Source organism: Cellulophaga geojensis KL-A (assembly GCF_000568425.1).
In the GTDB taxonomy this organism is placed as follows: Bacteria; Bacteroidota; Bacteroidia; order Flavobacteriales; family Flavobacteriaceae; genus Cellulophaga; species Cellulophaga lytica.
This window is the reverse complement of sequence record NZ_ARZX01000023.1, coordinates 1-18,194: the sequence shown is the minus strand read 5'-3', so window position 1 is coordinate 18,194 and position 18,194 is coordinate 1. Positions and strand designations below refer to the sequence as shown.

Genomic DNA, 18,194 nt, shown 5'->3' with positions numbered 1-18,194 from the left:
GAGCAGCCTTTTTAAAATTTATAAAATAGAAACCTTAAACGTGTAAAGCTCTATCTCCTGTAGCCGCCAAAGCAGCCTCTTTAATAGCTTCTGTAAATGTTGGGTGCGCATGAGACATTCTAGATACATCTTCTGCACTAGCTCTGTACTCCATAGCAACAACAGCTTCAGCAATCATATCTGCAGCACGTGCACCAACCATATGTACACCTAAAATTTCGTCTGTATTTTTATCTGCAAGTACTTTTACAAATCCGTCTAAATCCATACTAGCTCTAGATCTACCTAAAGCTCGCATAGGAAACTGACCAACTTTATACTCAACACCAGCTTCTTTTAATTCCTCTTCTGTTTTACCAACAGCAGCAACCTCTGGCCAAGTGTATACTACACCAGGAATTAAGTTGTAATTAATATGTGGTTTTTGACCCGCAATAGTTTCTGCAACAAATGTACCTTCTTCTTCTGCTTTATGTGCTAACATAGCACCTTTAACCACATCACCAATAGCATAAATATTAGAAACATTAGTTTGTAAATGCTCATTAACATCTACCAAACCTCTGTCTGTTAACTTTACACCAGCAGCTTCTGCATTTAAACCATCTGTATATGCATGACGACCAACAGCTACCAAACAGTAATCTCCTGTAAAAGTAACTTCTTCGCCTTTTTTATTATCTGCTTTAACTATAACTTCATCTCCTTTACGCTCTACAGATTTTACCTTGTGAGACAAGTTCATTTTAAACTTCTGTTTCTTTAAAACTTTGTTTAATTCTTTAGACACGCCTTTATCCATAGTTGGTACAATACGGTCCATATACTCAACAACAGATACTTCTGCTCCTAATCTTTTGTATACTTGCCCTAACTCCAAACCAATAACTCCACCACCAATAATAATAAGGTGTTTTGGCACTTCTTTAAGTTTTAAAGCTTCTGTAGAAGTTATAACACGCTCTTTATCTAACTTAATAAAAGGCAAGGTAGATGGTTTACTACCAGTTGCTATAATTGTATGTTTAGCTTCAATTTCTGTAGTTTCTTCACCAGCTATAGAAATGTGTGTAGCGTCTTTAAAAGAACCAGTACCTACGTAAACATCAATATTATTTTTTTTCATTAAAAAATCAACTCCACCAGTAGTTTGGTCTACAACGGCTTGCTTACGAGAAATCATTTTCTCTAAATTGATTTTAATTTCGCCAGGAATATCAATTCCGTGCTCTTCAAAATGCTTTACGGCATCTTCATAATGATGAGAAGAGTCTAACAACGCCTTAGAAGGAATACAGCCTACATTTAAACATGTACCACCTAAAGTTGAATATTTCTCTATTATTGCTGTTTTCATTCCTAATTGTGCGCAACGTATAGCTGCAACATACCCTCCAGGACCTGAGCCTATTACGGCAACATCATATGAATTCATATATTTTTCTTTGATTAAAGTTGTAAAATTAGCACTATTTTTTGTGGATAGGAAATTATAATACATTCCTATTTTTATTATAACAAATTTTTAGCGTTTACTATGTAAAAACACATATGCTAAACGCCAACTTCTATAGCTGTAGTATGTTTAACTTCATTTATTACAAAAGAACTTTGCGTACTACCAATGTGGTTTAATACTGTTAGCTTAGTTACCATAAAATCTCTAAAAGCTTCCATATTTTCTACGTATACTTTTAAAATATAATCGTAATCTCCACTAACATGGTAACATTCTCCTACTTCTTTTAACTTTTGCACCTCTTTTTCAAATTGCATTAAAAACTCTTTAGAATGCTGTATTAATTTAATATGACAGAGCACTACAAAAGAACGTTTTACTGTTTTTTTATCAACTAAAGCTACATATTTTGTAATAATACCTGTGCGCTCTAAACGCTTAATACGCTCATAAACAGCAGTAACAGACAAATTTAAGTGCAATGCATATTCTTTAGTTGTTTTTTTACAGTCGTTTTGCAAAAGTGCCAACAACTTAATATCTGTTTCATCAAAACTTGCCATTTTTTCTTAAGATTAAAGTAATTATGATTAAAAATAGAATTTAAATCTATTATAAGCACATTATTTAGTTTTATTTAAATCAAATTTTAAAATATATTGACAATCTAACTACTAAAAAATACATTTAATCCATTATTAATCACCTAAACTATAATATTATGGATTACAAGGCTTCAGACAATATACTAGACCTACAATATTTTGGAGAATTTGGAGGCGTTAACCCATCTATATCAGACTCATCTACCTATACATTTATATCTGCCAAAACGATGTCTGATACTTTTGATGGCAACACAGAAGGCTGCTACCTGTACAGCAGACACTCCTCACCCTCTAACCTTTATTTAGCTGAAGCTTTAGCTGCTTTAGAAGGTACAGAAAATGCTAATGTTTATGCTAGCGGAATGGGCGCTATAACATCTGTTATATTGCAACTTTGCAATGCAGGTGACCATTTAGTGAGTAGTAGAACCATTTATGGTGGAACCTATGCTTTTTTAAAAAACTTTGTACAAAAGTTTAATGTAGATACATCTTTTGTAGATATTACTACGATAGATGCTGTTGAAAATGCAATTACACCTAAAACAAAAATGATTTACTTTGAGGCTGTTAGTAATCCATTGTTAGAAATAGCTGATATTAAGGCATTGGCTGCATTAGCAAAAAAACATAATATACCGCTTGTTGTAGATAATACGTTTTCCCCATTATCTATTCTTCCGGCCAAGTTAGGCGCTAATATTGTAATACATAGTTTAACCAAGTTTATTAACGGTACTAGTGATACTGTTGCTGGTGTTGTTTGTGGTACTACAGATTTTTGTGCCAGTTTAAAAGATGTAAATAATGGTGCTGCAATGCTTTTAGGTAGCACTTTAGATAGCTACAGAGCTGCATCTATTTTAAAAAATATGAGAACGCTACACATCAGAATAAAAAAGCATAGTGAAAATGCATTGTACTTATCTCAGAACTTTGAAAAAGATGGTTTACGTGTTGTATACCCTGGGTTAGCATCACACCCTAGTCATTTTAAAATGAAACAACAAATGGTTGCAGAATATGGTTTTGGTGGTATTATGACATTAGACGTGGGCTCTTTAGACAAAGCAAATGCATTAATGGAGCTTATGCAAGAACGTAACTTAGGATATTTAGCAGTTAGTTTAGGCTTTTACAAAACACTTTTTAGCGCTCCTGGCACATCTACCTCTTCAGAAATACCTATGGAAGAACAAGAAAAAATGGGATTGTCTAACGGATTAATTAGACTATCTATTGGTTTAGACAATGATATTAACAGAACCTATAATATGATGAGAAAGTGTATGATAGACTTGGGTATTTTATCATAATTTAACCACTATCTAAAAGATATAAAACTTGCAAGAAACACACCAAAATTGTAATATTACAAGGTAATTAACTAACTCAATTTAATGCAAAACCAAAATTTAAGCACCTCAGACCCTAAAAATGAGCATATTGTAAAAAATAAAGAATTAAATTTCTTTGAAGCTTTAATTCCGGTCATCATATTAATGTCGCTTTTAGCCTACAACATTTTTTTTGTAGACGGACAAGAATGGTTTGGTGCATACACCAATCAAATTATACTTTTAATTGGTGGTGCTGTTGCTGCAATTGTAGGTCTTTACAATAAGACATCTTTTGCTACAATGGGTAAAGAAGTTTGGGAAAATATAAAAAGTGTTTTTGTTCCTCTAGTTATACTGGTATTGGTTGGTGCATTGGCTGGTACTTGGCTAGTTAGTGGTATTATACCTGCTATGGTCTATTATGGCTTGCAAGTTTTAAACCCTAGTATATTTTTACCTGCATCTGTAATTATAGCTGCAATAATATCTATAGCTACTGGTAGTAGCTGGACCACTTCTGCAACCGTTGGTATTGCTTTAGTTGGTATTGGGTCTGCCTTAGGTATTAACCCAGGAATGATTGCTGGTGCTGTAATCTCTGGAGCTTATTTTGGAGATAAAATGTCTCCTTTAAGTGACACAACAAACCTAGCTCCTGCTATGGCTGGTACAGATTTGTTTACGCATATTAAATACATGACCATAACTACAGTGCCTACGTTAATTGTAACACTTATATTTTTTAGTGTTTTAAGTGCTAATATAGACACAAACGGAACTACAGATGTTGCTTTTATTTTAAACACAATAGATGCTAACTTTACAATTACCCCTTTATTATTTATTGTACCTGTTGTTGTTGTTGCTTTAATACTTCTTAAAACAAAACCTTTATTAGCATTACTATCTGGTGTTGTTTTAGCTATTGTTTTTGCTTTTGTTTTTCAGCCAAAATTGTTAGATAGGTTAGCAGATTCTAAAACAAATGCTATTGTTACAGCTGTTTTAACAGATACCAATGTGAGTATTGATAACAGTGAAGAGCTTGCTAAATTATCTGCAGAAGAATTAGCTATTATTAAGGAACATAATGATTTGTCTAATGTTTTTACTGAAGATGATGTAGAAGGCATTTACACTAAAAAAGATTTAGCTGCTGTTTTTACCAATAGCACTACAGACAAAACAAGTTTAGCAAACATAGCAGATAACCTAGACAAATTAATTACCAAAAAAAGACTACGCAAACTATTTAGTGCTGGTGGTATTAATGGTATGCTATGGACAATTTTACTTATTTGTTGCGCAATGGTTTTTGGAGGTATTATGGATGGTATTGGAGCCTTGTCAAGAATTACTAAAGCACTTTTATCTGTAGCAAAATCTACATTTGGACTATTTGCTAGTACTGTTGCTAGTTGCTTAGGATTAAATGCAATTGCTAGTGACCAATATTTAGCTATTGTTATTCCTGGTAAAATGTTTAAAAAAGCTTACGAAGACAAAGGCCTTGCTCCTGAAAACTTAAGTAGAACCTTAGAAGATTCTGGTACAGTAACCTCTGTATTAATACCGTGGAACACCTGCGGAGCTTACCAATCTAGTGTTTTAGGCGTTGGGGTTGGTGAGTATTTTATTTACGCTATGTTTAACTGGTTAAGTCCGTTTACTACATTATTATTTGCTGCATTAAACGTAAAAATTAGACAGTTACGAGCTAAATAAATTTTAACATAAAGAATCTTTATTCTTCTATAAAGAATTAAAATTTTATTAATCTAAAAAAGCATATTTGTAGGTTATATTTGCAGTAACAAAATGTATAACCTTAAATAAAAAATAAATGGCTTTTGTAGGAAAAAAATTCCCAGATTTAACTGTTAACGCAATGAATGAAATGGGTGATACTTTCAAATTAAATATTTTGGAAGAAGCTAAGAACAATAATAAAAAAGTATTATTATTCTGGTACCCTAAAGATTTTACTTTTGTATGTCCAACGGAATTACACGCTTTTCAATCAGCATTAGCAGAATTTGAAAAAAGAAACACAATAGTAATTGGAGCTTCTTGTGATACTCCAGAAGTACACTTTGCTTGGTTAAATACTCCAAAAGATAATGGTGGTATAGAAGGTGTTACTTACCCAATTTTAGCAGATAGCAACAGAAACTTAGCTTCTACATTAGGTATCTTAGATATTTCTAACGAAACTTATAATGATGAAACTGGTGTTGTTACTGTAGATGGTGATAATGTTACTTACAGAGCTACTTACTTAATTGATGAAGAAGGTACTGTTTTTCATGAAGGAATAAACCATATGCCTCTAGGAAGAAATGTAAATGAGTTTTTACGTTTAGTAGACGCTTACACTCACGTACAAGAAAAAGGTGAAGTTTGTCCTGCAAACTGGGAAGAAGGTAAAGAAGCTATGCAAGCTAACGCTAAAGGTACTGCAGAATATTTAGCATCTAACGTAAACTAATTTTAGTATGTTACTAGAACTAGAAAACGACAATTTAGCAGAATTAATTGCTGAGCACAAAAAAGTGGTTGTGCAATACTCTGCTACATGGTGTGGAAACTGTAGAATAATGAAGCCTAAATTTAAAAAAGAGGCTGCCGCTAACGAAGACATTACATTTATTTTAGCTGATGCTGAAAAATTTCCGGAATCTAGAAAATTAGCCAATGTAGATAATTTACCTACGTTTGCAACTTTTGAAAACGGAAGTATTAAAAACCAGACACAGACTAATAAATATGATGTTTTAAAAGAATTAGTACATGAAATTGCCAGTAATTAAACACCTTACGGGTTTTATAAAAGAGAACGATGAAGATTACGTTCTTGAAACAATTGAAACCTTAGAGGCATTAACAGAAGTTTCTTCTCTTAAAGATGAAGAGCTAGATGTTATTGGAGAACTAATTTCTAACATGTATGGTGCTATTGAGGTACAAAAATCTATTAAAGAAGGTGTACCAGAAAAAGAAGCATTAAACGGGTTTATGAAACGTGTATTAGGTTCTATAGATAAATAAAACAGTACATACTGTTCCATAATAAAAGCCACTATTCTTTAATTAGAATTGTGGCTTTTTCTTTTTCATAGACTTGCTTAAATGCAACAAAAAAACCTCCAAAGTAAAACTTTAGAGGTTTTTATATTTATTGCTTTCTCTTATACTAAAAGCGATTCTAAATCACTTAAACCTTGCATTTTTGCATGATCTAAAGCTGTGTTTCCTCTTTGGTCTGCTACAGTTTTATCTGCATTTTTATCTAATAACATTTTAATAATAGATTGTCTGTTAAATGTAGCTGCGTAAATTAAAGGTGTAGCTCCAGATAAATTTACAGCATTTACATCTGCCCCTTTTTCAATTAAATATGCTGCAATTGCATCAAAACCTTTAAAACACACTCCCATTAAAGCCGTATTACCAGAGGCATCCTTATCATCTATTGGTGCGTTGTTATCTAATAAAACCTTAGCTATATCTAAATAGTTATAATAAGTTGCTAAAATTAAAGGTGTAGAACCACGTGTATCTTTTACAGATACTAATTCTGGGTTCTCTTTTAACATTTTTGTTACTTCTTCTGTATTCTCTTCTCGTATTGCATTAAAAAATGCTGTTGTTGTTTCTGTCATTTTATAGCTATAAAAAAAGGGATAAGCACTAATGCTTATCCCAAATTAAACAATTTTATTTTTTAGTAATTTTCTAGTTCAGAAATACCTAAAGCTTTACGTACTCCATTACCATACTCAGGATCTGCTTTATCAAAATGAACTAACTGGCGCTCTATTATTTCCATAGAAACACCTTGCATTGCTGCAGCTATATTATTAAATAACCTATTTTTTTGGTCATCATTAAACATCCTAAATAAATCACCTGGTTGTTTGTACTCGCCATACGTGTCATTTTCTTCATAACGCTTAGCGTCACCACTAATTTTCATTGGTGGTTCTTCTACAGTTGGATCTTCTACAGCTCCTCCTTTACTGTTTGGCTCATAGTAAGCATCTGGATTGCCAAAATCATTTGTAAAGAAACGCATAGAACCATCTTTATGATAATGGTTTACTTCAGATTTAGGAGCATTTGCTGGTAAAGCCTCGTAGTGAGTACCTAATCTATACCTGTGTGCATCTGCGTATGAAAAAATACGTGCTTGTAATACTTTATCTGGAGAAAAACCAATTCCTGGTACTATGTTAGATGGTGAGTAAGCTGCATTTTCAATATATTGCCAGTAATTTTCTGGATTTTTATTTAACTCCAACTCCCCTACTTCAATTAACGGATAATCTGCATGTGGCCAAACTTTAGTTAAATCAAACGGATTGTACGGTGTTTTTTCTGCATCTGCCTCTGGCATTACCTGTACTTTTAACGTCCATTTTGGGTAATCTCCTTTTTCTATTGCCCCAAAAAGTTCTTCTTGATACTTTTCTCTTGTTTCTCCAATAATTTTAGCCGACTCTTCGTTTGTGTAATGCTTATGTCCTTGCTGTGTTTTAAAGTGAAATTTCACCCAAAAACGTTCGCCGTCATTGTTCCAAAAACTAAATGTATGCGAGCCATAACCGTTCATATGCATAGGAGTTGTTGGTATTCCTCTATCAGACATTAAAATAGTTACTTGGTGTAAACTTTCTGGTGATAAAGACCAATAATCCCACATTGCTTCTGGTGAACGCAAGTTTGTTTTAGGATGTCTTTTTTGAGTGTGTATAAAATCTGGAAATTTGTAACCATCTCTTAAAAAGAAAACTGGAGTATTGTTACCTACTAAATCCCAATTACCTTCTTCAGTATAAAACTTAACAGAAAAACCTCGTACATCTCTTTCTGTATCAGCAGCTCCCATTTCACCAGCAACAGTAGAAAAACGAGTTAAAACTGGTGTTTTTTTACCTACAGATGAAAATAGTTTTGCTCTTGTATATTTACTTATATCATGAGTTACTGTAAAAGTCCCCATTGCACCCCAACCTTTTGCATGCACAACACGTTCCGGTATGCGCTCTCTATTTTGGTGTGCTAGTTTTTCTAATAATTTGTAATCTTGCATTAAAACAGGGCCTCTGTCACCAGCGGTTTGTGAACGTTGATTGTTAGATACTGGGGCTCCTGCAGATGTGGTAAGTTTTTTATTTTCCATAACAGTCTATATTTTTAATGAGATAAAATTAATTAAAAATCTTTTCGGATATAAGTTAAGAAATTGATAGTTTTTATCAAAGAATAAGTTTAATTTATATTAATTAAAAACACCATAACTATTCACTATTAAACAGTAACTTATATATAAGGATTACTTTTTTATTAAAATAGTTACATATCACTCATATATTTTTTAATTTCACACCAAAATTAAAACACATACATTATGGCTACTGTTACTTTAAAAGGAAATAAAATAAATACATTAGGTAATTTACCTGAAGTTGGTGCTACAGCTCCAGATTTTAAGTTAACAAAAAACGACTTATCTACTGCTACCTTAGAGAACTATAAGGGAAAAAAAGTAGTTTTAAATATATTCCCAAGTGTAGACACTGGTACGTGTGCACAATCTGTTAGACAGTTTAATAAAGAAGCTTCTACATTAGAAAACACTGTTGTATTATGTGTTTCTAAAGACTTACCATTTGCACAAGCACGTTTTTGTGGTGCAGAAGGTTTAGATAATGTAGAAATGTTATCTGACTTTAAAGATGGTAACTTTGGAGAAAAGTATAATGTAACTTTTGCAGACGGACCTTTAGAGGCTTTATTATCTAGATCTATTGTTGTTTTAAATGAAGAAGGTAAAGTTATACATACAGAGCAGGTTGCAGAAACAACTGAAGAACCTAATTACAAGCTAGCTTTAGAAGCATTATAATATGCCTAAAGAAAATTTTGCATTAAACAGAATACGTAGCGTTGGTTACGCTTTAAAAGGTGCTTTTTTACTATTAAAAACCGAGGCAAGTATTAAGGTTCAGTTTTTTATATGTATTTTAATTACCATTTTTGGTTTTTATTACAACATATCTAATACAGAGTGGATACTGCAAATATTTGCTATTGGTTTGGTTATGGGTATAGAAGGACTAAATACTGCTGTAGAAAAAATAGCAGATTATATACAACCAGAGTTTGATGCCAAAATTGGCTTTATAAAAGACGTTGCTGCAGGTGCTGTTATGATTGTTTCTATAGCAGCATCTATAATAGGGTGTATTATTTACATTCCAAAAATTTTTAACTTGTAACCAATTTTTAGGTTACATATATTAAGGTACACATATTTAATGGCAAAAAAGACTACTAAAAAGAAAGCAGCTACTCCTAAACAAAAACGCAGTTTTGGCTTATCTAAACAAAATAAAATATTGTTAGGTAGTGTTATAATGCTTTTTGCTATTGCGCTGTTTTTTTCTTTTACATCTTTTTATTTTACGTGGCAAGATGACCAAAGCTTGCTGTCTGAATTTGCAAACAGAAATGAACAAGCTAAAAACTTACTAAATAAGTTTGGCGCTAGTATTGGACATTTGTTTTTATACAAAGGGTTTGGTGTTGCATCTTTTGTTTTTCCTATTTTGTTATTTTTATCAGGATTAACATTATTTTTTAGTCTACCTAAAAAAGGACTCGTAAAAAAATGGATATGGGGCTTAATATTTATTTTATGGTTTTCTGTAGCTTTTGGTTTTTTTGCTGAAAAATGGCCGCTTTTAGGAGGTTTGGTTGGTTTTGAAATGAATGATTTTCTGCAAGACTATACTGGTAAAATTGGTGTGCTACTTCTTTTAATTTTTGGGTTGATATTTATTTTAGTAAGGCTATTTAAATTTACTCCAGAAAGCACCTTACAATACTTTAAACAGAAAAAAGCTGCATTAACAGATGAGTTAAACAATTCTGGCGATGATGAAAATTCTTCTGCAAATGCTACAAGCAAACAAACGGCAGAAACAGTTGAAGAAGCTACTGTAGAAGAAACTCCTGTTGTTGTAGATACTTATACTCACAAAGAAGAAATACCTCCAATAGAAAAAGAAGAAGTACCTGCAAATGATGGTTTTGAAGTTACTGTTGCTGAGGATGAAGAAAACGTAGAAGAAAGCCTAAATATTGAGGTAGAAAAAATTACCGAAGAAAAAGAAGAAATAGATAACCTAGCAGACAAGTTAGTTGATGATTTTGGTGAGTTTGACCCTACTTTAGAGCTAGCAAACTACAAATTTCCACATATAGATTTGTTAGATCAACACGGAGCAGGTGGCGGAATAACAATTAACCAAGAGGAATTAGAGGAAAACAAAAATAAAATTGTAGAAACTCTTAAAAACTACAAAATAGGAATTGCACAAATTAAAGCCACTATTGGACCTACAGTTACACTGTATGAAATTGTACCAGATGCTGGTGTGCGTATTTCAAAAATTAAAAATTTAGAAGATGATATTGCATTATCATTAGCTGCATTAGGTATACGTATTATAGCTCCAATACCAGGTAAAGGAACTATTGGTATAGAGGTTCCTAACAAAAACCCTTCTATAGTATCTATGCGTTCTGTAATAGCAAGTACAAAATTTCAGAAAGCAGAAATGGAACTGCCAATTGCTTTTGGTAAAACCATTAGTAATGAAACTCTTGTGGTAGATTTAGCTAAAATGCCTCACTTGCTTATGGCAGGTGCTACAGGTCAAGGTAAATCTGTTGGTTTAAATGCTGTATTAACATCTCTCTTATATAAAAAGCATCCGGCAGAGGTTAAATTTGTATTGGTAGATCCCAAAAAAGTAGAACTAACGCTATTTAATAAAATAGAGCGCCACTTTTTAGCCAAACTGCCAGACTCTGAAGATGCCATTATTACAGACAATGCAAAAGTTATAAATACATTAAATTCTCTTTGTATAGAGATGGATAACAGGTACGAACTGCTAAAAGCTGCAATGGTACGTAACCTAAAAGAATACAATGCTAAATTTAAGGCTCGTAAACTAAATCCTAATGATGGACATATGTTTTTACCATACATTGTATTGGTAATAGATGAGTTTGCAGATTTAATTATGACCGCTGGTAAAGAGGTAGAAACACCTATTGCTCGTTTAGCACAATTGGCCAGAGCCATTGGTATTCACCTAATTATAGCTACACAAAGACCATCTGTAAATGTAATTACAGGTATTATAAAAGCCAATTTCCCGGCACGTATTGCGTTTAGAGTTACTTCTAAAATTGACTCCAGAACTATTTTAGATGCACAGGGTGCAGACCAATTAATTGGTCGTGGAGATATGCTTTACACACAAGGTAATGATGTTATACGTGTACAATGTGCTTTTGTAGACACCCCAGAGGTAGAAAAAATTACAGGTTATATAGGATCACAAAGAGCATATGCAGAGGCTCTTTTACTGCCAGAATATGTAGGACCAGATGACTCTGGCACAAGTATTGATAATAACATAGCAGATCGTGATAAATTATTTAGAGAAGCGGCAGAAGTAATTGTAATTGCACAACAAGGTTCTGCGTCTTTAATACAACGAAAACTAAAATTAGGATATAACAGAGCAGGTAGAATTATAGATCAACTAGAAGCTGCCGGCATTGTTGGTCAGTTTGAAGGTAGTAAGGCAAGGCAAGTTTTAGTACCAGATATGTTGGCGTTAGACCAATTACTAGATAACGAAAAAAAATAACAATTAACAAATCATACAAAATGAAAAAATTAGGAGTTTTAGTATTCATATTAATAGCAAATGTTTCTTTTGCGCAAAATTCCGCTAAGGCAAAAGCTTTATTAGACCAAGTTTACAATAAAGTAACTAGTTATAATAATATTTTTGTGGACTTTAAACATTCACTTAATAACAGTGAAGCCAATATAAACAGAGAAACCAGAGGTGATGTTACCTTACAAGGTGAAAAATACTTGTTTAACTACCTAGGATCTATGCAATTGTTTGATGGTAAAAAAGTATACACCGTTGTTCCTGATAACGAAGAGGTAACTATAGAAGATAAGTCTACAGATGATAACGCTATAACGCCATCTAAAATGCTAACTTTTTATAAAACAGGCCATAATTATGCTTGGGATAAGTTGCAGACTATAAACGGAAGAAAAATTCAGTATATAAAATTAATTCCTATAGATTCTAATTCAGAAATTAAATCTAGACTTTTAGGTATAGATGTAGAAACAAAACACATTTACAACCTTATTGAAACAGGAGATAATGGCACAAAAACCACAATTACTGTTAATTCTTTTAAAACAAATCAAACTTTATCAAAAAGCTTATTTACTTTTGACTTAAAAAAGTACGAAGATAACGGGTACTATATCATAAGAAATTAAGCCATTGAAATTATTAGATCGTTACATTCTAACAAAGTTTCTTTTTAACTTTTTCAGTTCGTTTGCAATATTGATGTTAATCTTCATATTTCAAACGATCTGGTTGTATATAGGAGACTTAGCGGGTAAAGGATTAGACCTAGAAATTATAGGTAAGTTTATTTTTTACTTTATGCCAAGTTTAATAGACAAAGTATTGCCTTTAACGGTAGTACTTTCCTCTATTTTAACCTTTGGTACACTAGCAGAAAATTATGAATTTGCCGCTATGAAAGCCTCTGGTATTTCTTTACAGCGTGCAATGCGTACAATAATAATTTTTGTTTTGTTCCTTGGTGTTGTTGCCTTCTTTTTTGCAAACAACGTTGCCCCTGCTGCAGCTCATAAAATTTACAACCTTAAACGTAATATTGGTAATGTAAAACCAGCTGCAATTATAGCAGAAGGTATTTTTAGTGATTTTGAAGGAATGAATATTAAAGTTGATAAAAAGTCTGGTGAAAACGACCGCTTTTTAGAAAACATTATTATCCACAAAAAATCTAACAATGTTATTAGTAATGTTGTTATTAAAGCAAAAAAAGGAGAATTAGTTAGTAGTGAAGATTCTGATATTGTACAACTTATACTTAAAGATGGTAATTATTATGAAGACGTACAATCTAAAAATAGTAAAACCAAACTAAAAGTACCTTTTGCTAAAGCTAAGTTTAATGAGTATATCATTAACATACAGCTTACAGATATGAGCGATCAGGATTTAGAAGAAGACCGTAATGTAGATACTGAAAAAATGAAAAAAGTATCTAGACTTATTGTTGATATAGACTCTATAAGAAACGACAATATAAAAACCATAAAAGCTTTTTCTAAAAATATATCTATTAGAGCAGGTGCTTTTAAATCTGATTACGGTTACAAAAAGCCAAAACCTATGTTAGATGAAGCTTCTAAAAAAGAAACTCCAAACAACAAACAAAAAGAGGTTGTAAAAGATACAGTTACCTACACAGGAGACATTGCTAGTTTGTATAATGAGTCTATGCAATTGCAATTGTACAGCTCAGCACATAGTGCAACTACCAATGTTTTAAGTTCTGTTTCTGCAAGAAAAAAAGAGTTAGACATAAAATACCAGCGTTACAACATACATATTTTAGCCCTGCATAGTAAATATGCTTTGGCTTTTTCTTGTATCATTTTATTTTTTGTTGGTGCGCCTTTGGGTGCAATTATTAGAAAAGGCGGTATGGGGTTACCAATGGTAATTGCCATTGTACTTTTCTTGGCCTACTACTTTTTAGGAGTATTTGTGGGCAACTCTGCTAAAGTTGGTAAAATACCACCTGCACTAGCTGCTTGGATACCTACACTGGTTATGCTACCACTAGGTGTATTTTTAACTATAAGAGCAACAAATGATAAAGGCTTAATTACTTTTGGCGATATCATTTACCTAATAAAAAAACAGTTTACTAAAAATTCCAAGACTAAAACTAATGGAAAATAAAATACAGTTAAATACAATTGAAGAAGCAATAGAAGACATCCGTAAAGGAAAGGTTATTATTGTTGTTGATGATGAAGACAGAGAAAATGAAGGTGATTTTGTAGCTGCTGCAGAAGCTGTAACACCAGAAATGATAAACTTTATGGCCACTCACGGTCGTGGTTTAATTTGTGCTCCTTTAACAGAAGGTCGTTGTAAAGAGTTAGGTTTACACGTAATGGTAACCAACAACACAGACCCTATGGAAACTGCTTTTACCGTTTCTGTAGATTTAAAAGGAAAAGGTGTTACTACAGGAATCTCTGCAGGAGATAGAGCTGCAACAGTTAAAGCATTTACAGAAAACGAAACTAAAGCACAAGATTTAGCAAGACCAGGACATATTTTTCCGTTAATTGCCAAAGAAGGTGGAGTTTTACGTAGAACAGGGCATACAGAAGCTGCAATTGATTTTGCTCGTTTAGCAGGGTTTAAACCTGCTGGTGTTATTGTTGAAATAATGAATGAAGATGGCTCTATGGCCCGTTTGCCACAATTGATAGATGTTGCCAAAAAGTTTGATTTAAAAGTTGTTTCTATTGAAGCTCTTATTGCTTACAGAATGGAGCACGACAGTCTTATTGAAAAGAAAGAGCAATTTACAATTGAAACTCGTTTTGGAGAGTTTAGACTACACGCTTACCAACAAACTACTAACGACCAAGTACATATTGCACTTACCAAAGGTAGCTGGAATAAGGATGAACAAATACTTACGCGTATAAATTCTACCTTAGTAAATAATGATATTTTAGGTACGCTTACCAATAATCCTGATCAGAAATTAGAGGATATGTTTGCAGCCATTAATAAAGAAGGTAAGGGAGCTATGGTTTTTATTAACCAAGAATCTCAATCTCTTAATTTATTAAACAGATTATCTCAACTTAAAAAATTACAAGGAAACGGCTTAGTAAAAGCCCCTAAAGTAGATATGGATAGTAGAGATTTTGGTGTTGGTGCACAAATTTTACACGATTTAAATATTAGTAAAGTAAAACTACTAACAAATACTACACAGTCTAGACGTGTGGGTATTGTTGGTTATGGTTTAGAAATTATAGATTACGTTAAGTATTAATTAACTTAACCACTACAAATAAAAAATCCCTTAAAACTAAGTTTTAAGGGATTTTTCTATTTTTAATAATCTGTAATAAATTATAATACAGATTTTATAGCTTTAACCATATTAGCAGCTCTTTGCTCTACCTCTTCTTCGGTCCATCCTAATTTAACCAAACAAGAAATTGTTCTACTAATCCATTGGTCTGACTTAGAAAAGTCTGACTTGCTATAGTCTGGCAATTGTTCTTTAACCTCATTTGGTAATTTACCTAAAGAAGTTAAGTTAGTTAAGTGAGCCCATTTTTTGTAATAATGCCAGTTATTAGCATACCAGTAAAAACAAGCGTCAACACTGTGTTCACCTAAAGCTTTGTGTGCTTTTCTTGTCTGTTCTTCTGTTGGTAAAAATATAGATAAGAAAGAGTAATTTTCTTCACCACCTTCTGGTACTGCTCTAAACGTTACTTCTGGTATTGTAGACAATGCATTGCGTAAAATAGTATATGTTTTTTTCTGTATTGCAATAAACTCATCTAATCTTTGCACCTGAGCTACACCAACAGCAGCGTGTAATTCTGATATTCTGTAGTTGTATCCTAAAAACGGGTGATCTTCTGCTCCCCTATCTTTTCCTATATGATCATGACCATGATCTGAATAATGATCGGCATTTTTGTAATACTGCTCATTGTTAGTAATTACAGCACCACCTTCACCACAAGTTATTGTTTTTACATAATCAAAAGAAAAACAACCTAAATCTCCATAACTACCTAAAGGTTTACCTTCATACGTACCACCAATTGCTTGACAAGCATCTTCTAATAACAATAAATTGTGCTTATCACAAATGGCTTTTAAAGCACTTAAATTAGCCATAGAACCACACATATGTACAGGCATAACTACCTTTGTTTTTGGTGTAATTGCTTTTTCTACCGCTTCTGGATTTAGTGTTAATGTATCATCTACATCTACTAAAATAGGTACAGCACCTAAAGCTAAAATAGACTCAAAACTAGCAACAAATGTAAAGGTTGGCATAATAACTTCATCACCAGCACCAATACCTGCACTAGCCAACGCAACAGTTAATGCTGCTGTACCACTACTAACTAATTGTGCGTAACCTACTTCCATTCTTTTTGTTAAGGCTTCTTCTAGTTCTAATGCTTTCCATTGGTCACCACGCATACCGTCAAAACCATAACGCATTAAAACACCTGAGTCTAGTACTTTTTGTACTTCTGCTCTTTCCTTATCTCCAAAAAATTCAAATCCTGGCATATTGTATATTTTTCTTGTTTTTTATTCTTTCTAATGCTATTAAAACAATAGCTTTAATTGATTTGTAAAGTTAGCAATTTTAGGCAATTTCTATCACACTTTCTACAGTCTCTTTACGTACTTTTTTAAAGGTTGCAAACACATCATCATCTGCCCTAATACCTATTGGCATAGTTAATACAGATGCTAAATTTAATTTTTGTAATCCTAAAAGTTTATCGTACTCGGCAGGAATAAAACCTTCCATTGGGCAAGCATCTATTTCTGTAGCTGCACAAACGGTTAATAAATTACCTAAAATAAGATAGGCCTGGTTGGTTGCCCACTGCGCTACTTCATCACTAGTTTTTTTACTAAAACTACCAATTAATTGCTGTTTAAACGGATCTAAAATATCATTACTAGTGCCTCTAACCTGCTGTACACGTTTAAAGTAGTTGGCAATATAATCTGCATTTATAGTAGTTTCTCTGCACAATACCAAAACGTGAGACGCCTGTGCTACTTGTTGTTGATTGTATGAGCTTACCGCCAATTGTTGCTGCAATGCTTTATTTTTAACAACTACCATTTTTATTGGCTGTAAACCGTAAGATGTAGCTGTTAAATTAAAAGCCTCTTTAACTGCCTCTATTTTAGCATCTGGTAGTACAATATTTTCATTAAATTTTTTAACAGCGTAACGCCATTCTAACTTTTTAATAATCTCCATTTTTCATCTATTGCATTAAAAAAACCAAAGTTTAACAGCCATAACAATAATCATTAGCATTAAAAACTTTTTTATAAAACCATCACCTTTAGCTACAGATACTCTACTTGCTACCCAAGCACCAGAGCCATTACCAATAGCTAAAACAAGGCCTATTTCCCAAATTATTTTATCGTAGTAAATAAACACCGCTAGCGCAGCTAACGTATAAATTAAAACTACTGCTACTTTTGTTGCGTTTGCACGTACCAGCGTCATATGATTAGCATAATGCAAAAACAAAATAATAATAAAACCTAAGCCTGCGTTAATAAAACCACCATAAACACCAAAAAAGAAAAAAGCAATTATACCTATCCATAAATGCTTGCCTGTTATACGTTCTTGTATGTCTTCAGCCTTTAATTTTGGTTTAAATATTATAATTAACAATACAACTATCATTACAATAGCTAGTATTTTATTAAAAGTTTCTCCGCTTACTTCTACCGCTATATTTGCCCCAACAATAGAGCCCAACATTGCAGATATGCCTAGGTAAATATTAAACGGAAATGTACTTACACCCTTACTTTTAAATCCTGCTACGCCTAACATTGACTGTATTGCTATAGCTACTCTATTGGTACCATTAGCAACACTTGGCGGTATACCAAAAAAGATTAAAACCCCTAATGAAAGTAGTGAACCACCACCGGCTACTGTATTAATAAAACCTACAATAAAGCCTACTGCTATTAATAATAGGTAATGATACCATTGATCCATAGCGTACAA

At 32.8% G+C, this 18,194-nt stretch carries 18 protein-coding genes; 11 read left to right on the top strand and 7 right to left on the bottom strand.

What is annotated here, in order from left to right:
- Positions 1-34 precede the first annotated feature (34 nt).
- Both lpdA and KLA_RS14630 read right to left on the bottom strand, forming a co-directional pair.
- Positions 35-1,435 carry a dihydrolipoyl dehydrogenase gene (gene lpdA / locus KLA_RS14635; protein WP_034646639.1) on the bottom strand — a complete coding sequence of 467 codons (1,401 nt, stop codon included), beginning with the start codon at positions 1,433-1,435 and terminating at the stop codon, positions 35-37.
- Positions 1,436-1,554: 119 nt separating this feature from the next.
- Positions 1,555-2,022: an Lrp/AsnC family transcriptional regulator gene (locus KLA_RS14630; RefSeq protein WP_013622584.1), complete on the bottom strand. Its 468-nt coding sequence runs from the start codon at positions 2,020-2,022 to the stop codon at positions 1,555-1,557.
- A 158-nt stretch (positions 2,023-2,180) separates the two neighbouring features.
- On the opposite strand from KLA_RS14630, the gene KLA_RS14625 reads away from it, so the two are divergent.
- From KLA_RS14625 to KLA_RS14605, 5 genes are all read left to right on the top strand, one after another.
- Positions 2,181-3,383 (top strand): aminotransferase class I/II-fold pyridoxal phosphate-dependent enzyme, encoded by a 1,203-nt coding sequence (locus KLA_RS14625; RefSeq protein WP_034646638.1) that lies wholly within the window; start codon positions 2,181-2,183, stop codon positions 3,381-3,383.
- A gap of 84 nt (positions 3,384-3,467) precedes the next feature.
- Positions 3,468-5,132, top strand: a complete 1,665-nt coding sequence (locus KLA_RS14620) for a Na+/H+ antiporter NhaC family protein (RefSeq protein ID WP_034646636.1) — start codon at positions 3,468-3,470, stop codon at positions 5,130-5,132.
- Between the two features lie 118 nt (positions 5,133-5,250).
- A complete protein-coding gene (locus KLA_RS14615; protein ID WP_013622587.1) occupies positions 5,251-5,895 on the top strand; it encodes a peroxiredoxin in 645 nt (214 codons plus the stop codon).
- 7 nt (positions 5,896-5,902) lie between these two features.
- Positions 5,903-6,217, top strand: coding sequence for a thioredoxin family protein (locus tag KLA_RS14610; RefSeq protein ID WP_013622588.1), 315 nt, complete (start codon positions 5,903-5,905; stop codon positions 6,215-6,217).
- Positions 6,198-6,455 (top strand): DUF6952 family protein, encoded by a 258-nt coding sequence (locus KLA_RS14605; RefSeq protein ID WP_013622589.1) that lies wholly within the window; start codon positions 6,198-6,200, stop codon positions 6,453-6,455. Before KLA_RS14610 ends, KLA_RS14605 begins: the two co-directional genes overlap by 20 nt.
- A gap of 140 nt (positions 6,456-6,595) precedes the next feature.
- Here the strand turns inward: KLA_RS14605 and KLA_RS14600 are convergent, their stop codons facing one another.
- Both KLA_RS14600 and KLA_RS14595 read right to left on the bottom strand, forming a co-directional pair.
- Positions 6,596-7,069: an ankyrin repeat domain-containing protein gene (locus tag KLA_RS14600; RefSeq protein WP_013622590.1), complete on the bottom strand. Its 474-nt coding sequence runs from the start codon at positions 7,067-7,069 to the stop codon at positions 6,596-6,598.
- Between the two features lie 62 nt (positions 7,070-7,131).
- Positions 7,132-8,589: a catalase gene (locus KLA_RS14595; RefSeq protein WP_013622591.1), complete on the bottom strand. Its 1,458-nt coding sequence runs from the start codon at positions 8,587-8,589 to the stop codon at positions 7,132-7,134.
- Between the two features lie 228 nt (positions 8,590-8,817).
- Between KLA_RS14595 and tpx the strand changes: the two genes are divergently transcribed.
- The 6 genes from tpx to ribB are packed head-to-tail and all read left to right on the top strand — an operon-like array spanning position 8,818 to position 15,431.
- Positions 8,818-9,315, top strand: a complete 498-nt coding sequence (tpx, locus tag KLA_RS14590; RefSeq protein WP_013622592.1) for a thiol peroxidase — start codon at positions 8,818-8,820, stop codon at positions 9,313-9,315.
- 1 nt (position 9,316) lies between these two features.
- The gene (locus KLA_RS14585) at positions 9,317-9,688 is read left to right on the top strand and encodes a diacylglycerol kinase (protein ID WP_013622593.1); all 372 of its coding nucleotides are present in this window, start codon (positions 9,317-9,319) and stop codon (positions 9,686-9,688) included.
- 39 nt (positions 9,689-9,727) lie between these two features.
- Positions 9,728-12,139, top strand: a complete 2,412-nt coding sequence (locus KLA_RS14580) for an FtsK/SpoIIIE family DNA translocase (RefSeq protein ID WP_034646634.1) — start codon at positions 9,728-9,730, stop codon at positions 12,137-12,139.
- A gap of 20 nt (positions 12,140-12,159) precedes the next feature.
- Positions 12,160-12,801, top strand: coding sequence for a LolA family protein (locus KLA_RS14575; protein WP_034646632.1), 642 nt, complete (start codon positions 12,160-12,162; stop codon positions 12,799-12,801).
- Positions 12,802-12,826: 25 nt separating this feature from the next.
- Positions 12,827-14,311, top strand: a complete 1,485-nt coding sequence (locus KLA_RS14570) for an LptF/LptG family permease (RefSeq protein ID WP_075695856.1) — start codon at positions 12,827-12,829, stop codon at positions 14,309-14,311.
- Positions 14,301-15,431, top strand: coding sequence for a 3,4-dihydroxy-2-butanone-4-phosphate synthase (gene ribB, locus KLA_RS14565; protein ID WP_013622597.1), 1,131 nt, complete (start codon positions 14,301-14,303; stop codon positions 15,429-15,431). The genes KLA_RS14570 and ribB overlap by 11 nt, the downstream gene beginning before the upstream one ends.
- An 80-nt stretch (positions 15,432-15,511) precedes the next feature.
- Here the strand turns inward: ribB and KLA_RS14560 are convergent, their stop codons facing one another.
- From KLA_RS14560 to KLA_RS14550, 3 genes are all read right to left on the bottom strand, one after another.
- The gene (locus tag KLA_RS14560) at positions 15,512-16,705 is read right to left on the bottom strand and encodes a DegT/DnrJ/EryC1/StrS family aminotransferase (RefSeq protein ID WP_034646628.1); all 1,194 of its coding nucleotides are present in this window, start codon (positions 16,703-16,705) and stop codon (positions 15,512-15,514) included.
- A 79-nt stretch (positions 16,706-16,784) separates the two neighbouring features.
- Positions 16,785-17,417, bottom strand: coding sequence for a nitroreductase family protein (locus KLA_RS14555; RefSeq protein WP_034646626.1), 633 nt, complete (start codon positions 17,415-17,417; stop codon positions 16,785-16,787).
- 15 nt (positions 17,418-17,432) lie between these two features.
- On the bottom strand, positions 17,433-18,194 hold a 762-nt coding region (locus KLA_RS14550), incomplete at its 5' end, for a sulfite exporter TauE/SafE family protein (RefSeq protein ID WP_316931900.1).